General features: G+C 66.0%; 18 protein-coding genes. 12 read left to right on the top strand and 6 right to left on the bottom strand.

Going from position 1 to position 19398, the window contains the following annotated elements; genetic code table 11:
• Positions 1–2: 2 nt before the first annotated feature.
• The 4 genes from KPL76_RS07910 to KPL76_RS07895 form a co-directional block, all read right to left on the bottom strand.
• Positions 3–1412: an amidohydrolase family protein gene (locus KPL76_RS07910; RefSeq protein WP_216332034.1), complete on the bottom strand. Its 1410-nt coding sequence runs from the start codon at positions 1410–1412 to the stop codon at positions 3–5.
• Entirely contained in the window at positions 1409–1906 is a 498-nt protein-coding gene (locus tag KPL76_RS07905; protein WP_253201949.1) for a cupin domain-containing protein, read from the bottom strand. The genes KPL76_RS07910 and KPL76_RS07905 overlap by 4 nt, the downstream gene beginning before the upstream one ends.
• Positions 1903–3318: an NtaA/DmoA family FMN-dependent monooxygenase gene (locus KPL76_RS07900; protein WP_216332032.1), complete on the bottom strand. Its 1416-nt coding sequence runs from the start codon at positions 3316–3318 to the stop codon at positions 1903–1905. Before KPL76_RS07900 ends, KPL76_RS07905 begins: the two co-directional genes overlap by 4 nt.
• A gap of 127 nt (positions 3319–3445) precedes the next feature.
• Complete coding sequence (locus tag KPL76_RS07895) at positions 3446–4063, bottom strand: TetR/AcrR family transcriptional regulator (protein WP_216332024.1); 618 nt, start codon at positions 4061–4063, stop codon at positions 3446–3448.
• A 173-nt stretch (positions 4064–4236) separates the two neighbouring features.
• Here KPL76_RS07895 and KPL76_RS07890 point away from each other — a divergent pair, with 173 nt between their 5' ends.
• The 9 genes from KPL76_RS07890 (at position 4237) to KPL76_RS07850 (ending at position 11961) form a co-directional block, all read left to right on the top strand.
• Complete coding sequence (locus KPL76_RS07890; RefSeq protein ID WP_253201948.1) at positions 4237–5376, top strand: ABC transporter substrate-binding protein; 1140 nt, start codon at positions 4237–4239, stop codon at positions 5374–5376.
• A gap of 163 nt (positions 5377–5539) precedes the next feature.
• Entirely contained in the window at positions 5540–6328 is a 789-nt protein-coding gene (locus KPL76_RS07885; RefSeq protein WP_216336217.1) for an ABC transporter ATP-binding protein, read from the top strand.
• The gene (locus tag KPL76_RS07880) at positions 6321–7220 is read left to right on the top strand and encodes an ABC transporter permease (RefSeq protein WP_216332020.1); all 900 of its coding nucleotides are present in this window, start codon (positions 6321–6323) and stop codon (positions 7218–7220) included. The genes KPL76_RS07885 and KPL76_RS07880 overlap by 8 nt, the downstream gene beginning before the upstream one ends.
• A complete protein-coding gene (locus tag KPL76_RS07875) occupies positions 7220–8113 on the top strand; it encodes an ABC transporter permease (RefSeq protein ID WP_216332018.1) in 894 nt (297 codons plus the stop codon). Before KPL76_RS07880 ends, KPL76_RS07875 begins: the two co-directional genes overlap by 1 nt.
• 99 nt (positions 8114–8212) lie before the next feature.
• A complete protein-coding gene (locus KPL76_RS07870; protein ID WP_216332015.1) occupies positions 8213–8980 on the top strand; it encodes a nucleoside phosphorylase in 768 nt (255 codons plus the stop codon).
• A gap of 83 nt (positions 8981–9063) precedes the next feature.
• Complete coding sequence (locus tag KPL76_RS07865) at positions 9064–10110, top strand: nucleoside hydrolase (protein ID WP_216332014.1); 1047 nt, start codon at positions 9064–9066, stop codon at positions 10108–10110.
• Positions 10107–11132 (top strand): adenosine deaminase, encoded by a 1026-nt coding sequence (gene add / locus KPL76_RS07860; protein WP_216332012.1) that lies wholly within the window; start codon positions 10107–10109, stop codon positions 11130–11132. Before KPL76_RS07865 ends, add begins: the two co-directional genes overlap by 4 nt.
• 122 nt (positions 11133–11254) lie before the next feature.
• Positions 11255–11617, top strand: coding sequence for a YidH family protein (locus KPL76_RS07855; protein WP_216332010.1), 363 nt, complete (start codon positions 11255–11257; stop codon positions 11615–11617).
• Positions 11614–11961 carry a DUF202 domain-containing protein gene (locus KPL76_RS07850; RefSeq protein ID WP_216332009.1) on the top strand — a complete coding sequence of 116 codons (348 nt, stop codon included), beginning with the start codon at positions 11614–11616 and terminating at the stop codon, positions 11959–11961. Before KPL76_RS07855 ends, KPL76_RS07850 begins: the two co-directional genes overlap by 4 nt.
• A 2-nt stretch (positions 11962–11963) precedes the next feature.
• On the opposite strand, the gene KPL76_RS07845 is transcribed toward KPL76_RS07850, so the two are convergent.
• Positions 11964–12917, bottom strand: a complete 954-nt coding sequence (locus KPL76_RS07845) for a LysR substrate-binding domain-containing protein (protein WP_216332007.1) — start codon at positions 12915–12917, stop codon at positions 11964–11966.
• 125 nt (positions 12918–13042) lie between these two features.
• Here KPL76_RS07845 and KPL76_RS07840 point away from each other — a divergent pair, with 125 nt between their 5' ends.
• The 3 genes from KPL76_RS07840 (at position 13043) to KPL76_RS07830 (ending at position 18858) form a co-directional block, all read left to right on the top strand.
• Positions 13043–16513, top strand: coding sequence for a proline dehydrogenase family protein (locus KPL76_RS07840; protein ID WP_216332004.1), 3471 nt, complete (start codon positions 13043–13045; stop codon positions 16511–16513).
• Between the two features lie 127 nt (positions 16514–16640).
• Positions 16641–16904, top strand: a complete 264-nt coding sequence (locus tag KPL76_RS07835; RefSeq protein ID WP_205110137.1) for a DUF3892 domain-containing protein — start codon at positions 16641–16643, stop codon at positions 16902–16904.
• A 247-nt stretch (positions 16905–17151) separates the two neighbouring features.
• Positions 17152–18858: an AAA family ATPase gene (locus tag KPL76_RS07830; protein WP_216331995.1), complete on the top strand. Its 1707-nt coding sequence runs from the start codon at positions 17152–17154 to the stop codon at positions 18856–18858.
• A 30-nt stretch (positions 18859–18888) separates the two neighbouring features.
• Here KPL76_RS07830 and KPL76_RS07825 read toward each other — a convergent pair whose 3' ends face one another.
• The gene (locus tag KPL76_RS07825; protein WP_253201947.1) at positions 18889–19167 is read right to left on the bottom strand and encodes a hypothetical protein; all 279 of its coding nucleotides are present in this window, start codon (positions 19165–19167) and stop codon (positions 18889–18891) included.
• Between the last annotated feature and the right edge of the window lie 231 nt (positions 19168–19398).

Genomic DNA, 19398 nt, shown 5'->3' with positions numbered 1-19398 from the left:
GACTATTCTGAAGGCTCGAACAGGCCGGCGGGCTCATCGCCGCTCGCGAGGTACGCCGAACGCCGTTCGAAGAGCCCAGGCACGGTGGCACGGGCTGCGGCGATCAGCTCCTGCACATCGGCCGAGAGCAGTTCGCCGCCCTCGACGAGCACCTTCCCGTCGACCATCGTCAGGTCGACGTCACTGCCGCGCACGGCGTGCACGAGGTTGTGGTGCAGGTTCGCGTACGGCCCGTCGCCGAGCAGCGGTGTCATGCGCGGGGTGTCGGTGCGCACCGCGATGAGGTCGGCCTTCTTGCCCGGTTCGAGCGACCCGATCTCGTGCGAGAGGCCGAGCGCCCGCGACCCACCCATGGTCGCCATACGCAGCACGTCCCAGCTGTCCATGGCCGCAGCATCCATCGTGCGCAGCTTGCCGAGAAGGGAGGCGACCTTCATCTCCTCGAACATGTCGAGGTTGTTGTTCTCCTTCTCGCCGTCGGTGCCGATGCCGACCGCGACCCCGGCTGCCAGGTACTCGGCGACCGGCGCCATGCCGCTCGCGAGCTTCATGTTGCTCACCGGGTTGTGCGAGACGCCGACCCCTCGGCGCGCGATCAGTTCGATCTCGGCCTGGTCGAGCCATACCGCGTGGGCGATCATCGCCTTCGGTACGTCGAAGAAGCCCAGCTTGTCGAGCGCGAACATCGGCCTTGCCCCGTAGCGGCTCTCGAACTCGGCGACCTCGATCTCTGACTCGCTGCAGTGGGTGTAGAGCCCGGTGTTGTACTCCTTTGCCAGGGCGATCGCGCGCGCCTGCCCGGCCTCATCGGCATAGAACGGATGCTCGAGCCCGACCCACGGGTAGATGCGGCCGCCCGCTCCCCCCGTCCACTGCTCGAGCATCGCCTCGTTGTCGTCGAGCGTGTCGAAGTAGTCGTAGTCGGGGTGCGCTCCGACGTAGTTGACGGTGACCAGGCGGTTGCCGAGGGCCTCGGCTGCACGCGCACTTCCCTGCATGTAGCGCCACATGTCGACCACCGTGGTGGTGCCCGCGAGCAGCCCTTCGGCGTAACACAGCCACGAGGCGGCCTCTGCCTCCTCCGGGCGCAGCACCCGGTGCATGGGGTCGATGTGCAGGCGAAGCCACTCCCACACCGGCAGGTGCTCCGCGGTGCCGCGCAGCAGCCCGGAATGGTGGTGGGCGTTGACGAGGCCGGGCATGAGGAGCCGGTCGGGCATCGCCGTGACCGGCACGCCCGGGTTCGCGGCAAGCAGATCGGATGCCCGGCCCACCGCCTCGATCACGGAGCCCCGCACCAGCACCGCGCCGCCCGTGATGATCTCGTTCGAGGCGTTCATCGTCACGACGAAATCGGCCGTCAGCAGCTGAGCGGGTGCAGGCGTCTGCCTGGTCGGCGGGGAGGTGGTCATTCGGCCAGTTTCCAATCGTCGAAGGTGAAGCCGGGCGACACGACACAGGTGACGAGCGCTTCGGTGGCTGAGGGCAGCGTACGCTGCCACACCCCGGCAGGAATGATGAGCTGTGGATGCTCGCCCTGCTCGATCGCGGGCCCGAGGGTCAGCTCGTCAGTAGTCAGTGGCGCTTCACCGGAACCACCGAGTTCGAGCTGCACCGCGCCCGGCCCGTGCCAGAGCCAGATCTCGTCGAACGCGACGACGTGCCAGGCCGATGCCTCGCCCGGAGGGAGCAGAAAGTAGATCATCGTTGCGGCCGGGCGAGGTTCGCCAGCGACGACCACTCCGGAACCCGAGGCCCAGGTACGCCGGTACCAGCCGCCCTCGGGGTGCGGTTCGAGACCCAGGATCGCAGCCCGATCGGGAACGTCGAGCCACTCGATGAGCTCGCCGTCGACGGTGCGGCGGGCGAGCTGACGGGCAGCGGGTTCGGGTTCAGCGTCGATCAAGCACCGACCTCCGCAGCAAGCGCTGAAGAGAACGAGAACCGCTTGCCCGGGTGATCGTCGGAGAGGTGTGCACCCTCGCGCCCCAGCACCTGCTCCCGCAGTGAGCCCGTGCCGGATTCGGCCGGCATGCGACCGCGGCGACGGAGTTCCGGTACCACGAGGCGTGCGAAGTCCTCGAGGTCGGCCGGCGCGAAGATCGGCTCGAGCAGAAAGCCGTCGAGCCCGGTCTCGTCGACGAGGTATTCGAGCTGGTCGCAGACCTCGGCCGTGCTGTCCGTGAGCTGCAGGCCCCTCGTTCCGCGACCACGGAGCTGGTCGAGGATCTCGCGCACAGTCGGCGCCGGGCTGCCGTCTTTCGGCAGGAACCGGTCGATGTTGCTCTGGCCCATCTGGCCCACCACGCCGCCATCGTCACGCAGCTGGGTGAGGTCGCGAGCTGGGTCGAGCGACAACAGGTCGATACCCGTGTTTCCGGCGTAGAGCACCGCAACGACCTCGTCGGTCTGCAGGTCGTCGAACTCCTTGCGCTGGGCGGCAGCCGCTTCGCTGGTCTCGGCTACGGTCACCGTGAGCCCGACCATGATCTTCAGCGAATCGGGGTCGCGGCCCCACTCCGCTGCGCGCGCCCTGATGTCGGCGACATTGGCCTTCGTCGCTTCGACCGTCGTGCCCTGCACGAAGACGCACTCGGCGTTGCGGGCAGCGTAGGCACGGCCCCTGGCCGAGGTGCCGGCCTGGAACAGCACAGGGGTGCGCTGTGGCGACGGGTCGACGGTGAAGTACCCGGTCGAACGGAAGTGCTGCCCCTCGAAGGTGATGCGGTGGATCTTCGAGCGATCGGCCAGCACCTGGTTCTCTTTGTCACCCACGAAGCCATCGTCTTCCCACGATCCCTCCCAGAACTGCATGGCGAGGTCGACATATTCGTCTGCCTGGTCGTAACGGTCGTCGTGCGCCTTCATCGTGTTGTGCCCGAACAGATCGGCGACGGTGTTCGCCGATGCTCCCGTCACGATGTTCCAGCCGATGCGGCCGCCGGTGAGGTGATCGAGGGTGGCGAACCGCCGGGCGGTCTGCAATGGATGATCGAGGCCGGTCGAACTCGTCACCACGAACCCCAGGCGTTCCGTCTCCCTGGCGAGCGTCGGAATCAGCAGCGACGGATCGATCCCCGGAAAGTTGATGCCTCCGCGGGCCGCCAGCTCCGGCAGGTCGCCGTCGATCGCCGGGAACCCGAAGCCGTCGGCGAAGAACAGGAAGTCGAAACCAGCCTGATCGAGGGTCTTGGCCATTCCGATCCAGAAGTCGAGTTCGTGGTAGCGGAGCGAGTCGCTGCGTGGGTGCGGCCAGCTGAGGGTGCCACCGACCTGCGGGCCTGCTACTTCGAATACTCCCAAGTGAATCTGTTTCATGCCTGACGATTTCCATTCTGAAAGAGGGTGGCCGCCCGACGGGTCACGGCCTCATCCTCAGTGAACCAAATGGTTCATGAAAGGTAAAGCCACGAAACAGACTCTTAACATGGGAGGAATCCGGCCGTCACACAGCGGCCAGGCGCACTCTGGCGAGCAGGGCCGCTGTGGCCTCGACGGCAGCACGGTTGACGAGAACTTCATCGCCCATGCTGAGCAGGGTCGCCTGGAGCCCGCGCCAGAGCGCGACGAGTTCGTGCGCAAAGACGAGGGCAACGGCATCCGGCACCCCTTCGTGCTCGAAGGCTGCCGCCACATGCGCGACCCATTCGGTGCTGATAGCCGTGAGCAGGTCGGTGAACTGCTGGTGCTGGAAGCCTGCGATGCCGAAGATCTCGAAGAACAGCCGATGGAACGGGCGGTTGAGAGGGTCGGCGATGGTCTGCCAGGCCTCGAAGAGGCGCTTCTCTAGTGGAGTGCTGTGGTCGCCGAGGTTCGGGATGATCGCTCTCATGCCAGGGAACCGGTCCTCCGCACCCTCGAGCGCGGCAACGATCACGTTCTCGCGGCTACCGAAGTAGTACAGCAGCATGCGGTTGTTCGAACCGGCAGCCTGGGCGAGGGTTCGCAGGGTGAGCTGGCTGACCCCGTTCTCGAGCACGTAGCCGATGATGTTGTCGAGGAGCTGCTGGCTGCGGGGCTGCGATTCGGCTTCAGCACCATCGCTCAGCTTCGGTTCAGTCATAGCTTCGACGTTAGCGATTCACAGCTTGGTGCACCGAAGGCAACGCCGCCGAAATGCTGCGGTAACAATCGCGAGCTAGCGTTTCCGTCACGATGTAGAAAAGTTTCACGGCACAACGAATGCTTTTCTGCTTGAGCACGTCTCACACCCGACCGCACACACTGGGAGATCCTTTGAACGCCTTCACCCCCCCACCTGCCCTCAGCAAGCCGTTCGACCGGCGCTCATTCCTCCGCATCGGCGGCCTCGGCGCCCTCGCCATCGGCGGCACCGCCGTTCTCGCGGCCTGCTCGACTGGTTCGACCACAGCCGCTTCGACCGCAGCGGCGACCGCCGGCGCGAGTGTTGCTCCAGGCGCCTACGGCACGATCGCACTGCAGCTGTCGTGGATCAAGAACATCGAGTTCGCCGGTGAGTACTACGCCACCGAAAAGGGCTACTACACCGACGCAGGTTTCTCCGAGGTCACCCTGCTCGCCGGTGGCGGCCAGACGGGTGCCGAAGAAACCCTGCTCTCCGGCCAGTCGCTGGTCGGCCTCTCCGGCGTTTCGATCACCGCTCCGTCGATCCTCCAGGGCGCGCCACTGAAGGTCATCGCTTCGACCTACCAGAAGAACCCCTTCTGCCTCCTGTCGCTCGAAGAGAAGACCCCCATCAAGACGATCGCCGACATGAAGGGCAAGAAGATCGGCGTGCAGTCCGGCGGCAACCAGACCACGTTCGAGGGCTTCCTCGCTGCCAACGGCCTCACGACCGCAGACGTGACACTCGTCACCACGCAGTACGACATCGCTCCCCTGGAGACCGGCGCGTACGACGCCCACATGTCGTACATCACCAACGAGCCGATCCTGGCCAAGAAAGACGGCTTCACACCCGTCATCCTCGGCTTCGCCGACAACGGCCTGCCGTTCGTGGCAGAGACCTACACGGTCACGCAGGACTCGATCGACAACAAGCGCGACCTGCTCAAGGCGTTCCTCGTTGCTGAGATCAAGGGCTGGACCGACGCGGTCAAGGACCCCGCCGGCTCGGCGAACCTCGCTGTCACCAAGTACGGTGTCGACCAGAAGCTCGACGTCACCGAGCAGACCGAAGAAGCCACCGCGCAGAACGGCCTCATCCTCACGGCAGACGTCAACAAGAACGGTCTCTTCACGATGACCGACGCGTTGATCGCCGAGAACATCAAGTCGCTCGCCGCCATGGGAACCGTCATCACGGCCGACCAGCTCTTCGACATGAGCCTCCTCAAAGAGGTCTATGCCGAGCACCCCGAGCTGATCACCACCTTCACCATTCCCACCGCGTAACCCACTGGGCTGTCGGTACCGCGCACTATCCGGTATCGACAGCCCAGCATTCTTTAACACAGCTGTACTGGTTTTCAAGACCCGAGAAAGAGCAGAATAAGTGATGGTCACTTCACTCCCCGAGCAGGCGCAACTCGCCACTGCAACAAGCGATCCGGCAGCAATGCCAGAGCTCGCGACCGGCATCAACATCCAGGGCCTGACCAAGACCTTCTCTCTCGGCCGCAAGACCGTGCAGGCACTCTCCGAGATCAACCTCGGCACCAAGAAGGACTCGTTCCTCACTCTGCTCGGCCCCTCCGGCTGTGGCAAGTCGACGATCCTGCGCATTCTCGCTGGGCTGGAGAAGCCCAGCGCCGGTACGGTGATCGTCAACGGCAAGAGCGCGGCAGACGTGCAGCGCGGTCACGAGACCGGCATCGCCTTCCAGGATTCAGCGCTGTTGCCCTGGCGCACGGTCGCCAAGAACATCAGGCTCCCCCTCGAAGTCGCGGGCATCACGCCGCGACCCGGGCTCGTCGACGATCTGATCAAGCTCGTCGGTCTGTCTGGCTTCGAGAACGCCAAACCGGCCCAGCTCTCCGGCGGAATGCGCCAGCGAGTCTCGATCGCCCGGTGCCTTGCTGTCGAACCGAGCATCATGCTGCTCGACGAACCCTTCGGAGCTCTCGACGACATGACGCGCCAGCGCATGAACGTCGAACTGCTGCGCATCTGGGGCGAGAAGCCCGCCACGACCCTCATGGTCACCCACGGAATCAGCGAAGCCGTCTTTCTCTCCGACGTCGTCGCTGTGATGAGCGCACGGCCCGGCCGCATCGCCGAGGTCGTCGAGATCAACCTGCCGCGCCCGCGCCTTCCCGAACTCACGCGCACCCCCGAATTCCACGCCTATGTCGACCAGATCTCCGAGATCCTCTTCGGCGCCCATGGCACGGTGTCCGATGACTGATCTGAAGATGGAGACCGAGCACGAACTCGGCGAGAGCATCGCGATCGATGCAGAGACCGCCCGCGGGCCTGCGCGCGCGGGTTTCCGCGGGTCGCTGTCGTCGGTCAAGTCGATGCCGCCCTGGGTCGGCTCGATTCTCGGAATCATTCTGATCGTCGCTGCCTGGCAGTTCATCGCGGTCACATTCTTCTCGGTCACGGGCTCCGTTCCGCCCCCGTTCGAGGTATTCGGCCAGCTCGTGACAGACCTCACCGACCCGATCTTCTGGAACGCCATCGGCGTGACCGCGACCTCCGCCGCCTGGGGCTTTCTCTGGGGAAACCTGATTGCGTTCTTCCTGGCATTCCTCGTTCTGGTCATCCCGTGGTTCGAAGGTCTCTCGGTACAGCTGGCCGTGGTGTGCTCGTGCATCCCGCTCACCGCCATCGCTCCGATCGTGACGCTGCTCTCCCCCGCGAGCAGCCGTACCACCTCGATCTTCCTGGCCGCGCTCAGCGTCATCTTCACCACCGTCATCGGCACCCTGCTGGGCCTGAACGCAGCGAGCGAGACGCAGCTCGATGTGGTTCGCGCCTACGGTGGTGGCCGGTTCACCCAGCTGCGCAAGGTCCGCCTGATCGCAGCCCTGCCGAGCATCCTCGCCGCTCTGAAACTCGCCGCACCGGCTGCCTTTCTCGGCGCTGTGCTCGGTGAGTACTTCCTGGTCGGTGTCGACTCCGGCATCGGCATTCTTCTGCTCGCCGCCCAGGCCACCGCAGCGTCGGTGCACCTCTGGGCAATCGCACTGATCTGCGCCGGTGTCGCGGGCCTTGCCTACTTCGTGATCGGGCGCATCGGCCGCCTCGTTGCGCCGTGGTCGGCCGGCGATGCACGCGCAGGAGAGGGTTTCTGATGGCCACCGCCACCCCCGCACAGGCAACCCGCATCCAGCGGCGCACCATGAACCCGCAGACTGCGGCGACGCTGAAATACGTGCTGCGGCGAACCGCCACCAGCCTCGGAACCATTCTGGTCTCGGCGATCATTCTGGGGCTGCTCTGGAGCCTGGCGATCCAGCTGCTTCATGCCAGCCCGTTCATTGCCAAGACCCCAGCCGACGTCTTCAACTACCTCTTCGTCGACAACCCGAAGAGCAAAACCACGGCGCTGGAGAACCGCGAACTGATCGGCAGCCTGCTCTGGGTGACGCTCGGGCACGCGGCCGTCGGCTTCGTGTTCGGGGTGGGAGCCTCGGTGTTGATCTCGATCGTGTTCACGCTCATCCGGCCGATCGAGTTCATGTTCATGCCGATTGCGATGCTCCTGCGCACGGTGCCGCTGCTCGCGATGGCGCCCGTGATCTTCCTCGTGTTCGGCAACGGGCTCGTCACGGCGGCCTTCATCGGCGGCGTGGTCGTCTTCTTCCCGCTGCTGGTCAACCTCACGCTCGGTTTCCGTTCGGTGAGCGCGCAGTCGGTCGACCTGATCAGGGTCTACGGCGGCAGCCGCCTGACCATCATGCGCAAGGTGGCGATTCCCACGGCTCTGCCGTACTTCTTCGCCTCGATGCGCATCGCGGTGCCCGGTGCGATCACCGGAGCCATGCTCTACGAATGGCTCTTCACCTACGAAGGTCTCGGTGCCGCCATCACCACGGCAAAATCGCAGTCGCAGTACAACGAGATCTGGGCGATCGTGGTGGTCATCACGCTCGTGTCCATTTTGCTGTACACGCTCGCGACCTTCGTCGAGACAGCGGTTCTCGCCAAGTGGGGGCCGAACGCCGGCAAGTCGAGCGGTAAGTAAAGCAGCGCAACTTCTCCTCCGCTCGCCGGCCGCCAGCCGGGCATCCGTCGCCACACATCACGGCGCAGCATCCACCCAGAACGACACGAAAGAACCGTGATGTCAGAGATCATCGACAAAGCCGAAGCCGGCAAGAACGCCCGGCAGTATCACATCGGAATCGCCCCTGGGGAGGTAGGCACGGTCGCCCTGCTACCGGGCGACCCCTTCCGTGTGCCCCTGATCGCCGAGTTCTTGACCGACGTGACAGACGTGGCTCACAACCGCGAGCACCGCACCATGACGGGGTACTACAAGGGCAAGCTCATCACGGCGACCTCCACGGGAATGGGATGCCCGTCGACAGCGATCGCGGTCGAAGAACTTGCCCGGGTCGGCGTCACCTCGTTCATCAGGGTCGGCAGTTCGGCGGCCCTGCAACCCGGCATCAACCCCGGCGACCTGCTGGTGAGCGAGGGATCGCTGCGCAACGACGGAACGACCGCCGCCTACGCCCACCCCGGGTTCCCCGCAGTACCCGACCTCGAAATCACCATCGCCCTCAAACAGGCAGCCGACGCGCTGGCCGAAGGCAAGGACTACGCCGTGCTGTCGGGCATCAACTGCTCCGACGACGCGTTCTACGCCGAGACGCCCGAGTGGATCGCCCAGCTCAACGGCCTCGGCATTCTGAACGTCGAGATGGAGAGCTCGGCCCTCTTCGTGGTGTCGAGGTTGCGCAAGCTGCGAGCCGGCATGATCTGCGCCTGTTCATCGAACCTCGTCGACGGCACCAGCCTCTACGACCACGACCCCGCCAAACTGATGGACGGCTGGCGCAACAGCATCGTCGCTGCCCTCGATGCCGCAGTAGCCCTCGACCTCTAGACAACCGATACAGCCCCGCACGGCAACCCGCTTCACCGCTTCACCGCACGAACGCTCCACCGCACCCGAAAGAACGGTTCCCCATGCCTGAAACACCCGCGACGGTGTCGACCCCCGTTGTGAACCGGCGCATCGTCGTCGACACCGACACCGGCATCGACGACGCGCTCGCGCTGCTCTATCTCGCGGCACAGCCCGACGTGGAGATCGTCGCCGTGACGTCGATCTACGGCAATTGCGTGATCGACGACTCGCTGCGCAACATCGCCTACGTGCTCGGGCTGGTCGGTATCACCGACGTGCCAGTGGCCCGGGGTGCCGCCAAACCGCTGAACGCCGAACCGCACATTGCGCACTACGTGCACGGCTATGACGGGCTGGGCGACGTCGTGAGTGTCGACGACCGACCGATGCCCACCGGGCTCGTCGACCAGACCGCTGCCGAGCTGCTCGTCGAACTGGCCCGTGCACAGCCCGGGGAACTCGAACTCCTCACCCTCGGGCCGCTCACCAACATCGCCCTTGCGCTGCAGGTCGAGCCCGAGCTGCTCACCCTGTTCCGCTCGATCACCATCATGGGCGGCAGCGGGCCGTTCCCCGAGGTCGGGCAGAGCGACATGTTCGACGCGAACATCCAGAACGATGCGGATGCCGCGCAACTGGTCTTCAGCGCCCCGGCCACGCGCCGCGTGATGGTCGGCGTGAACATCACCTCGCGCGTCGTCACCGACGAACAGGATGTGGTGGCCCTGCACAAGTCGGGTACGCCCACCGGTGTCTTCGCGGCGGCGATCCTCGAGACCTACCTCGACTTCTACCGGCTGGCCTGGGGTCGGCGCATCAGCCCCGTGCACGACGGGCTCGCTGCCGCACTGATGGTGCACCCGGAATGGATCACCGCCAGCGTCACGGGGCCTGCCAACATCACCCACGACGGGTTCACCACGCGTGCCCGCATCATGCAGACCGCCGAGGGGCGTGCTGTGCCCTGGGCGATCGAACCCACCCCCGACACCATCGCCGTGACCGGCGTCGACACCGCGGCCTTCGTCACCGCGTTCATCCATTCACTCATTCACGGTTCACCCAGCTCACCCAGCCCAGCCAGCCAAGGAGGCACCACCGCATGACCGACACCGCAACACTCGAATCCCCCGCCGTGCGAGATCTCACCGCATTGCCCAAGGGGCACCTGCACCTGCACATGGAGGCGGCGATACGCCCTGAAACCCTGCAGCAGATGAGCGACGAGCTCGGCGTCGTCGTGCCGATGCCCGACCTCTCGGTGACCTACAGCGACTTCACCGAGTTCAGCAACACCTATCGCGGGCTGCTCGCCGTGCTGTCGAAGGCCGAGAACCTGTTCCGCCTGATCGACGAATCCATCGAAGACGCCGCCCGCGAGGGGGTCGTCTACGTGGAGTTCGGCGTGAGCCCCCACTTCTACATCGAGACCTTCGGCTCAACAGAGGCTGCGCTTCAGATCATGCTCGACAAGGCGGCTGAGGCCGGTGCCAAATGGGGCGTCGAGATCGGCTTCATGATCACTGTCGACCGCACCGAGAGCATCGAGACCGCCGTCGCCTACGCCGAGGTCGCTGCAGCGTTCGCGGGGCGCGGCGTCGTGTCGCTCGGCCTTGCCAACGACGAGCGCGGCTACCCCGCCGGCCAGTTCGCAGACGCCTTCGCCATCGGAAAGGCGGCCGGTCTCCTCTCGACCCCGCACGCCGGTGAACTCGCCGGCCCCGACCAGGTTCTCGAGGCCGTCGAGGTGCTGCACGCCGACCGCATCCTGCATGGCGTGACCTCCGTGCAGGACGCTGCGCTTCTCGAGCGCCTCGCTGCAGACGGCATCTGTCTCGACGTCTGCCCCACCTCGAACCTCCTGCTCGAAGTGGTGCCGAACATCGACGCCCACCCCCTCGTTGTGCTGCTGAACGCAGGAGTGCGCTGCTCGATCAACGCTGACGACCCGATTCTGTTCGGCCCGAACATCCTCTCGGAGTACGAACTGTGCCGCGCGGTACTGGGGCTGACGGATGCCCAGCTCGCCGACTGCGCCTGGAGCTCGATCGAGTGCGGTGGTGGGTCTGCCGAGCTGAAGGCGAAGGCGAAGGCCGACATCGACGCGTGGCTCGCGGCGGGGGTGTGAACCAAGCCGCGAGGCTCGCGGCGGACGTCTAGACCCAGAGCCGCGGTGCGACACGACGGCAGAAGTGTAGAGCTCAAAGCCTGAAGCGCCGAAAGCCGGCGCGAGGCAGTAGCGTGGTGGGCGTGAGCGAGAACCGGTTTCCGAAGCGGGTGTACGGTGTCGGCGACGAGCCCGACCCGCGGTTCAGCCTCGCAAACGAACGCACCTTCCTCGCCTGGATCCGTACCTCGCTCGCGCTCATAGCGGGCGGCGTCGCGCTCGAGGCGCTGAGTGTGCCGATCGCCCCTGGCTTACGGCTCGCCGCTGCCCTCGTGCTCATCGCCGCCGGAATTCTTGCGCCCCTCCAGGCGTGGTTCGGCTGGGCGAGGGTCGAGCGGGCGATGCGCGAGGGCCGGCCGCTGCCGGGCACACTGTTCGCTCCGGCCATTGCCGCGGTCGCCAGCATCGTCGGAATCCTGCTGCTTTTGGGCTACTTTCTGCGATGAGCGGGCCAGGGGGCAGCCGCAGCGTCTTCGACCCGGGCCTGCAGGTCGAGCGAACCGCCCTGTCGTGGCAGCGCACCGGCCTCTCGATCGTTGTCGGCTCGCTCGTGGGAATCCGCGTGCTGGCACCCGTCGCGGGCTGGTGGGGAGTAGCTGCCGGGGTCGCTGGCGCTCTACTCGGGGTGTTCGTTGTGGTGCGGTCGAGCATCCGCCATCGCGTGATTCACGAGCGGCTCACCAGCGACGACCTCGCGCAGCTGCCCGGCGCCGGGGTGATGGCCGTGGTTGCCGCGGCGGTTCTGCTTGCCGCACTCGTGGCACTGGGTTTCGTTCTGCTGCAGCGCTGACATCACCGCTGTGCCCCGCCGCTGTTGCGTGCCGCCATCTGCTCTGCGGGCTGCTTCGACGCCGTGCGAGCAAGCGCATCACGGCAGGCGAGAATCGCGGGCCGGCGAGCACTGGCCCGCCGCACCGAGGTGAAGATGGTGCGCTGTGGCGCGCCATCGAGGGTGATCAGCTGGGCTGTCGTTCCCCGGCCCGTCCACACCAGGTCGGGCATCAGTCCCACGGCATTGCCCGACTCGATGAGCCTGATCTGCGCCTGCAGGTCGGCTGTCTCGAACCGGACGTCGGGCTCGAAACCCGCGCGGCGGCACGTCTGCTCAGCCCAGTGCCTCGATGCTGCGCCCCGCGGCTCCATCACCCACGCCGCCCCGGCCATGCCGGCGAGAGCGACGTCGGCGCCGCTGGCCCCAGATCCTCCGAACTCGGCCGGTGGCACGGCCAGGCGCAACCCGTCGGTGGTGAGTTCGACCTTGTCGAGCTCGGGATGCCTCGGGGCAGCGTGGCCGGGGTACTGCTCGGCGATGACCAGGTCGAAGTCGCGCGCCCACGTCTCGTAGAGCGCCGTCTCCGGCTCGCGCTGGGTCATCTCCACCCGGAGCTGCGGATGCTCGTGGGCGAGCAGCGTGAGCGCCCCGGGCATCAGGGCCAGCGCTGCCGACTGGAACACCGCGATACGCACCACACCCGTCGCCGATTCGAGGGAGGCGGCGAGGTCGGATTCAGCCAGCTCGAGCCGCTCGAGCACGGCCGTCGTATGTTCAACCAGAATCTCAGCCTGCGGGGTGAGCTGAACCCTCCTGCCGCTCTTGCGGAGCAGCGCGACGCCCACCTCCTTCTCGAGCTGGGCGAGTTGCTGCGACACCGACGACGGGCTCTGGTTGAGCGCCGCCGCCACTTCAGCGAGAGTGCCACGAATGGCGAGTTCCCGCAGCAGCCGAAGACGCCTCACATCGAGCACCTCGACCTCCTTCGAAAACGTTCCAGGCCTGCGCTTGCTCGAACAGGACTAATCAGTGCAACTTACTGATACTGGTAAGAAAAGATCGCTTTATCTTATGGGATGACCGACTCATACTGAACCCTATGACCGACATCCTGCAGAGCGAACACGACCCCCGCACGGCTGAGAGCACCGCGACGCCCGATGAACAGCGCACCGACGGACTGCGCGCCGAGGCCCTCGCCCTGACCGACGACGTGGTCGCCCTCGTTCGCCGGTGGCTCGCCGAGTCATCCACCGTTCCCGTCGACGCCTCGGCCGCCCAGCTCGCCGGCGTGCTGAAAGACCCGAATGGCCTCGCCTTCACTGTCGGGTTCGTCGACGGCGTGGTGCGCCCCGAAGACCTGGCTGTCGCTGCCCGCAACCTGCACGCCCTCGCACCGAGGGTGCCCGCATTCCTGCCCTGGTACATGCGTGCGGCCGTTCGCGTCGGTGGCACGCTCGCCCCGGCCCTGCCCCGCCTTGTGGTGCCTGCCTCCCGTGTCGTTCTGCGCCGGATGGTCGGACACCTCATCATCGATGCGACACCGTCGAAGCTCGGCCGGGCCATCGCGAAGATCAAGTCCCGCGGCGTGAAGCTCAACGTCAACCTTCTCGGCGAGGCCGTTCTCGGCGCACACGAAGCCGAACGCCGCCTCACGGGCACCCGAGCCCTGCTCGCTCGCGAAGACGTGGACTACGTCTCGATCAAGGTCTCCTCCACCGTCGCCCCGCACTCCCCCTGGGCGTTCACCGAGTCCGTCGAGCACGTGATCACCAGCCTCACGCCACTCTTCGAGTTGGCTGCCAGGGCCTCACGGCCCAAGTTCATCAACCTCGATATGGAGGAGTACAAAGACCTCGAACTCACCATGGCGGTGTTCCAGGGCATCCTCGACCAGCCGCAGCTGAAGAACCTCGAAGCGGGCATCGTGCTGCAGGCCTATCTGCCCGATGCGCTCTCGGCGATGATGCGCCTGCAGGCCTGGGCGGCCGAACGACGCACACAGGGCGGCGCCGGAATCAAGGTGCGCATCGTCAAGGGCGCGAACCTCCCGATGGAGCAGGTCGAGTCGTCGCTTCACGACTGGCCCCTGGCCACGCTTGAGTCGAAGCAGGCCACAGACACCAATTACAAGCGTGTGATCAGCTATGCGCTGCACCCCGACCGCATCGACAACGTGCGCATCGGTGTGGCCGGGCACAACCTGTTCGACCTCGCTTTCGCGTGGCTGCTCGCCGAGAAACGCGGCGTGAAGCGCGGCATCGAGTTCGAGATGCTGCTCGGCATGGCGTCAGGTCAGGCCGAAGCCGTCAGGCGCGATGTCGGGGGGCTCTTGCTCTACACGCCGGTCGTGCATCCTGCTGAATTCGACGTGGCAATCGCCTACCTGATCCGCAGGCTCGAAGAGGGCGCCAGCACAGACAACTTCATGTCTGCCGTCTTCGAACTCACCAGCAACGACGAGCTCTTCGAGCGCGAGAAGCAGCGTTTTCTCGCTTCGGTCGAAGCTCTCGACAGCACGGTTCCCTCTGGTAATCGCACGCAGAACCGCCAGCACGCCGCCGCACCGGCCGACACCAGCGCGTTTCACAATACGGTCGACACCGACCCGGCGCTCCCGGCGAACCAGGCCTGGGGCCGCAGCATCATCGACCGCGTCACCTCCTCCGAACTCGGGGTGGCCGCAGTCCATGCGGCGACCATCGCTACGGTCGCCGAGCTCGACGCGGTGATCGAGGATGCCCGGCAGAACGCCGCCGCCTGGGGAGCCCTCAGCGGGGCAGACCGCGGTGCCGTGCTGCACCGGGCCGCAGACTCCCTCGAGCGGCACCGCGCCGAACTGCTTGAGGTGATGGCCGCCGAGACGGGAAAGACCCTCGACCAGTCCGACCCGGAGGTGTCGGAGGCCATCGACTTCGCGCACTACTACGCCGAGCGTGCTGCAGAGCTCGACTCTGTCGCCGGTGCGACCTTCGTTCCGGCCCGGCTCACGGTGGTGACGCCGCCGTGGAACTTTCCTGTCGCGATCCCCGCAGGCGGAGTGACTGCGGCATTGGCCGCGGGTTCGGCCGTCGTCATCAAGCCGGCACCGCAGGCCGAGCGCAGCGGAGCGGTCATGGTCGAAGCGCTCTGGGAGGCGGGTGTTCCGCGAGAGGTGCTGAAGATGGTGCAGTTCGAGGAGTCGTCGCTCGGCGCCGAGCTCATCTCCGACCCCCGGGTCGACCGCGTGATCCTCACCGGCGCGTTCGAGACGGCAGAGCTCTTCCGCTCGTTCAGGGCCGATCTGCCGCTCCTGGCGGAGACCAGTGGCAAGAACGCCATCATCGTCACGCCCAGCGCCGACCTCGACCTCGCGGCCCGCGACGTCGTCTCCTCGGCGTTCGGGCATGCCGGCCAGAAGTGCTCTGCGGCGTCGCTGGTCATCCTGGTGGGCTCGGTCGCCGCTTCGTCACGGTTCAACAACCAGCTCGCCGACGCCGTTCGTGCACTGAAGGTCGGCTACCCGAGCGACGCGACTACGCAGATGGGCCCGATCATCGAACCCGCCAGCGGCAAGCTCCTGCGGGCACTCACCACTCTGGCACCCGGCGAGAGCTGGGTGGTCCAGCCGACACAGCTCGATGAATCCGGGAGGCTGTGGAGCCCTGGCGTGCGTTCGGGTGTGAAGCGCGGTTCTGAGTTCCACCTCACCGAGTACTTCGGCCCGGTTCTCGGCATCATGACGGCCCAGACGCTCGAGGAGGCGATCGCCCTGCAGAACCAGGTGCACTACGGCCTCACCGCGGGCCTCCACTCGCTCGAGCCCGCGGAGATCAGCACCTGGATCGACACCGTCGAGGCCGGGAATCTCTACGTGAACCGCGGCACAACAGGGGCCGTCGTTCGCCGCCAGCCCTTCGGCGGCTGGAAGAAGTCGGCCGTCGGCCCCGGTACCAAGGCCGGCGGCCCGAACTACCTGGTGGGGCTCGGCAGCTGGGTGGCCGCGCCCACACGGTCGGCCGACGACTTCCTCACCCGGTCACGTGCCTCTGACGTGAGCGCCTGGGCTACGGAATTCGGCGTCGCCCGCGACATCTCCGGCCTCAGCGCTGAGCAGAACGTCTTCCGCTACCGGCCCGTGCCCGTGACCATCCGGTTGAACGCAGGCGAATCGCCCGAGAAGCTCGCGCGCGTCATCTCGGCGGCAGCGACGGCCGGCTCCGGCGTCACTGTCTCGGCTGCCGAGGCGGGCGCACTGACAGACGCTGTCGGGATGCTCACCTCGCGTGAGGCCGCAGCCGTCACCACAGCCGTGGCCAAGGCCGTAACGGAGTCTGACGCCGAATGGCTGGCCCGGGCATCCATTCTGCCCGCCGGTCGCATCCGGCTCATCACCAGCGACCCGGAGGCGGGTGCCGTGTTCGCGAGGGCGACAGACGGACGTGTCGACCTCGCGGTGTATTCGAACGAGGTCACCGAATCGGGTCGCCTCGAATTGCTGCCCTTCCTTCGCGAACAGGCCATCAGCGTCACCGCACACCGTTTCGGGTCGCCGACCGCTCTCTGGAGCGCCGAGGGAGGGCGGGGCTGAACGACCTCTCAGAATGACGAAACAGCGGCGACATGTCGATGCACCCTACAGTGGGAGATCAGGCAATCGGTGCCGAGGCGCATCCACCTCTCGAGTGACCTGGCGACTGCTGAGAGGAGTGCCGCGGATGGCCAAACGCCGGATCATCGCGACCCGAAAAGACGAGTTCGGGTACATCACCCACGTCAGGTTCGATTCGGCAGAGGCGTCGGCGCTGCTGGCTGTCCCCGAGGTGATCCTCGACCTCGAGCTCGGTGACCACAGCTATTTCGTCGAACTGCCCGACCAGAGGGCCGTGGTGCGCCACGCCCGCGACGCCGGAGGAACCTACCTGCGCGCCGACTGGGAACCCGACGATCGCAACAACCTGCTCGACCTGCCCGACTGCTGAGCGGCCCGCGCGAGCAGAGCCTGGACTCGGTCCCCGTGTTCTGAGCGACCATGTCACCGCGCCAGGGCCCGACGTGCGAAACACGAGCGACCGGGCATCCTGTGGCTCAGCGGCACAACCACGGCGCGGATTGCTCGGAACGGGCGTCAGGCTGCCATGAGCTCGGGGTTTGCAGGGCGCTCGCGATACGCTCAAATAGAATTGTCTGTGGTTCACAGAATTCTTCGAGCAAAGACGGGGTGCCCAGATGGCAATCGACAGGAGTCGTGCCCTCGAACGTCCGTTGATCACGGCGCGGCTGCGCCCCGACAACACCGCGCTGTTGCGGGTCGACAACGTCACTCAGCAGATCACTGAGAATTCCGAGGGAGCGGCCCTGCAGAGTCTCGTCCGACAGATCCAGGCTGAAGCCGTGCGGGTCGAGCGGCCGGTTCGAGTCACCGTCACAGCCCAGACCGGGCTCAGCTTTCTGGTGGTCGACATCGACGGCGCGATCGAAGAAGAGAGCTTCATGCCGTTCGAAGAGCTGCCGAAGCCCTGGCCACCACCGGAAGACAGCGGCGACGACGCTGACGAAGCGGCATCCGAAGACCCGACGGGCGACGCTGCCAGCGAAGAATCGGTAAGTGATACGGCCAGCGTGAGCAGTGTTGATGAAGAAGGAGCTGGCAACGATGCGAGCGACACCGCCGAGACCGACGACCAGGCAGCGGGATTCGCTGACGATGAACCTCCTGCGCCGGGTGACTCGGTGAAGGTGGGCGCCATGAGGCCTACGGCGAACGGAGACACCACCGGTGACCGCATACCGGTGTCATCGGCCCCGTTCACGGCACGCTCCTCGTACATCGCAGCGGGGGCCGTTGCACCCGAACGGCCAGAACCGGCCGAAGCGCCGGATCAACCAGAGACGGCGGCACGAGCCGTACGGTCGAAGGCAGAACGCCCGGCGGCGTCAGAACGTGCCTCAGCACCCGTACGAACCCGCAGCGCAGAAGAACCAGGGAGCAAGCCACTCTCCGACCAGGCCCGCCGCGATCTGCTCGAGGCTCCGTCGTTTCTCGCCGAGCCCACGGTCGTCGAACCCGCGCGCCAGGGCTTCGCCGGTTTTGTGAACCACCTCGGGCTACGGCTTCCACCCGGAGCGACGGAGCGCGCGGAACGCAGCGATGTCGAGGAGATCTCCCGGCACCTGTCGGCCCATCGCACCATCAGCGTGATCAACCGCAAGGGCGGGGCGAACAAGACCCCCACCGTCGTGAACCTCGCGGCTGTGTTCGCCCGATATGGCGGGGGCGGCGTGCTCGCCTGGGACAACAACGAGACCATGGGCACCCTCGGCTGGCGCACCGACCGCGGTGAGCACGATTCCACCGTTCTCGACGTGCTAGCGAGCGCGGATGACCTGCTCGATGCCAAAGCCGAGTTCGGTCAGATGTCGAAGTTCGTGCATCACCAGCAGGCCGACAAATTCGATGTGCTGCGCTCCGACGAGGATGTTGCCGGCACCCACGAGATGACAGCAGCCGAGGTCGACGTGGTGCACAGCATTGCCGCGAAGTACTACCGCCTGATCTTCATGGACTCCGGCAACAGCGACCGCGCCGAGAACTGGCTGCGCATGCTCGACCACACCGACCAGCTCGTGGTTCCCACAACGACCATGGAAGACCGGGCGCAAGCCGCCCTGCTCACGCTTCAGGCGGTGCAGAGTCGCAGCGAGAAGGCCGCCGAACTCGCCTGCAACGCCGTCGTGATCGTCTCGGAATGGCAGCCCAAGGAGTCGAGCATCTCTGAAAGGATGGCCGACGACTTCCGGCCGTTCGTTCGCGACGTGGTCATCGTGCCTTTCGACCCGGCGCTCAAAGCCGGTCGCATCCAGCACAGCGCACTGCAGCCCGCCACCAGACGCGCTTGGCTCGCGGCCGCAGCAGCGATCGCGCGCGGACTCTGAGGCGAGGGCTGCCCCGTACCGCCCGAACGGCTACCTGGCGAGGACCACAGGCTCGTCGATGACGGACATACCGTCGTTGCTGTTGGCCGACCGCATGAGCTCGTCGATCCAGGCACGGTTCAGTGCTGGGCGCGTGTCGTCGTCGAAATCGAATGCAAGCTCGATCGCGGGGTGTAGCCAGATCGTGCTGCGCCCACCTTCACCAGGGTCCTTCGTGTACGAGAGGGTGAATTTCTCTTCGCGACGCAGCTTGGCCACGATCACGGTCTTCATGTGCGCGAGAAGGCGGTCGTCGAACTGTGCTTCCATTCCAGAAGCTCCGTAACGCATTGTGCCCAAGAATCTACCTGCCTTATTTTTCGTGCTGATCGGGTGAAAACGGGCGAGTCGAGACTACCGCCATGACTAGGACGGTCGACCAGGGCGATTCGTCACGGAGGCGGCAAAAGATTTCCTGACCATTCCCTGAGTACCGAAGTGCAGGAATCAGGCTCACAACGGGCGAGAATGGGGTGACGCGGCGAATTCTCCTCGCCGTGT

It is taken from the genome of Subtercola sp. PAMC28395, assembly GCF_018889995.1.
GTDB lineage: Bacteria > Actinomycetota > Actinomycetes > Actinomycetales > Microbacteriaceae > Subtercola.
Note: the sequence above shows the minus strand (reverse complement) of the source record. Positions and strands in the feature narration are given on the sequence as shown.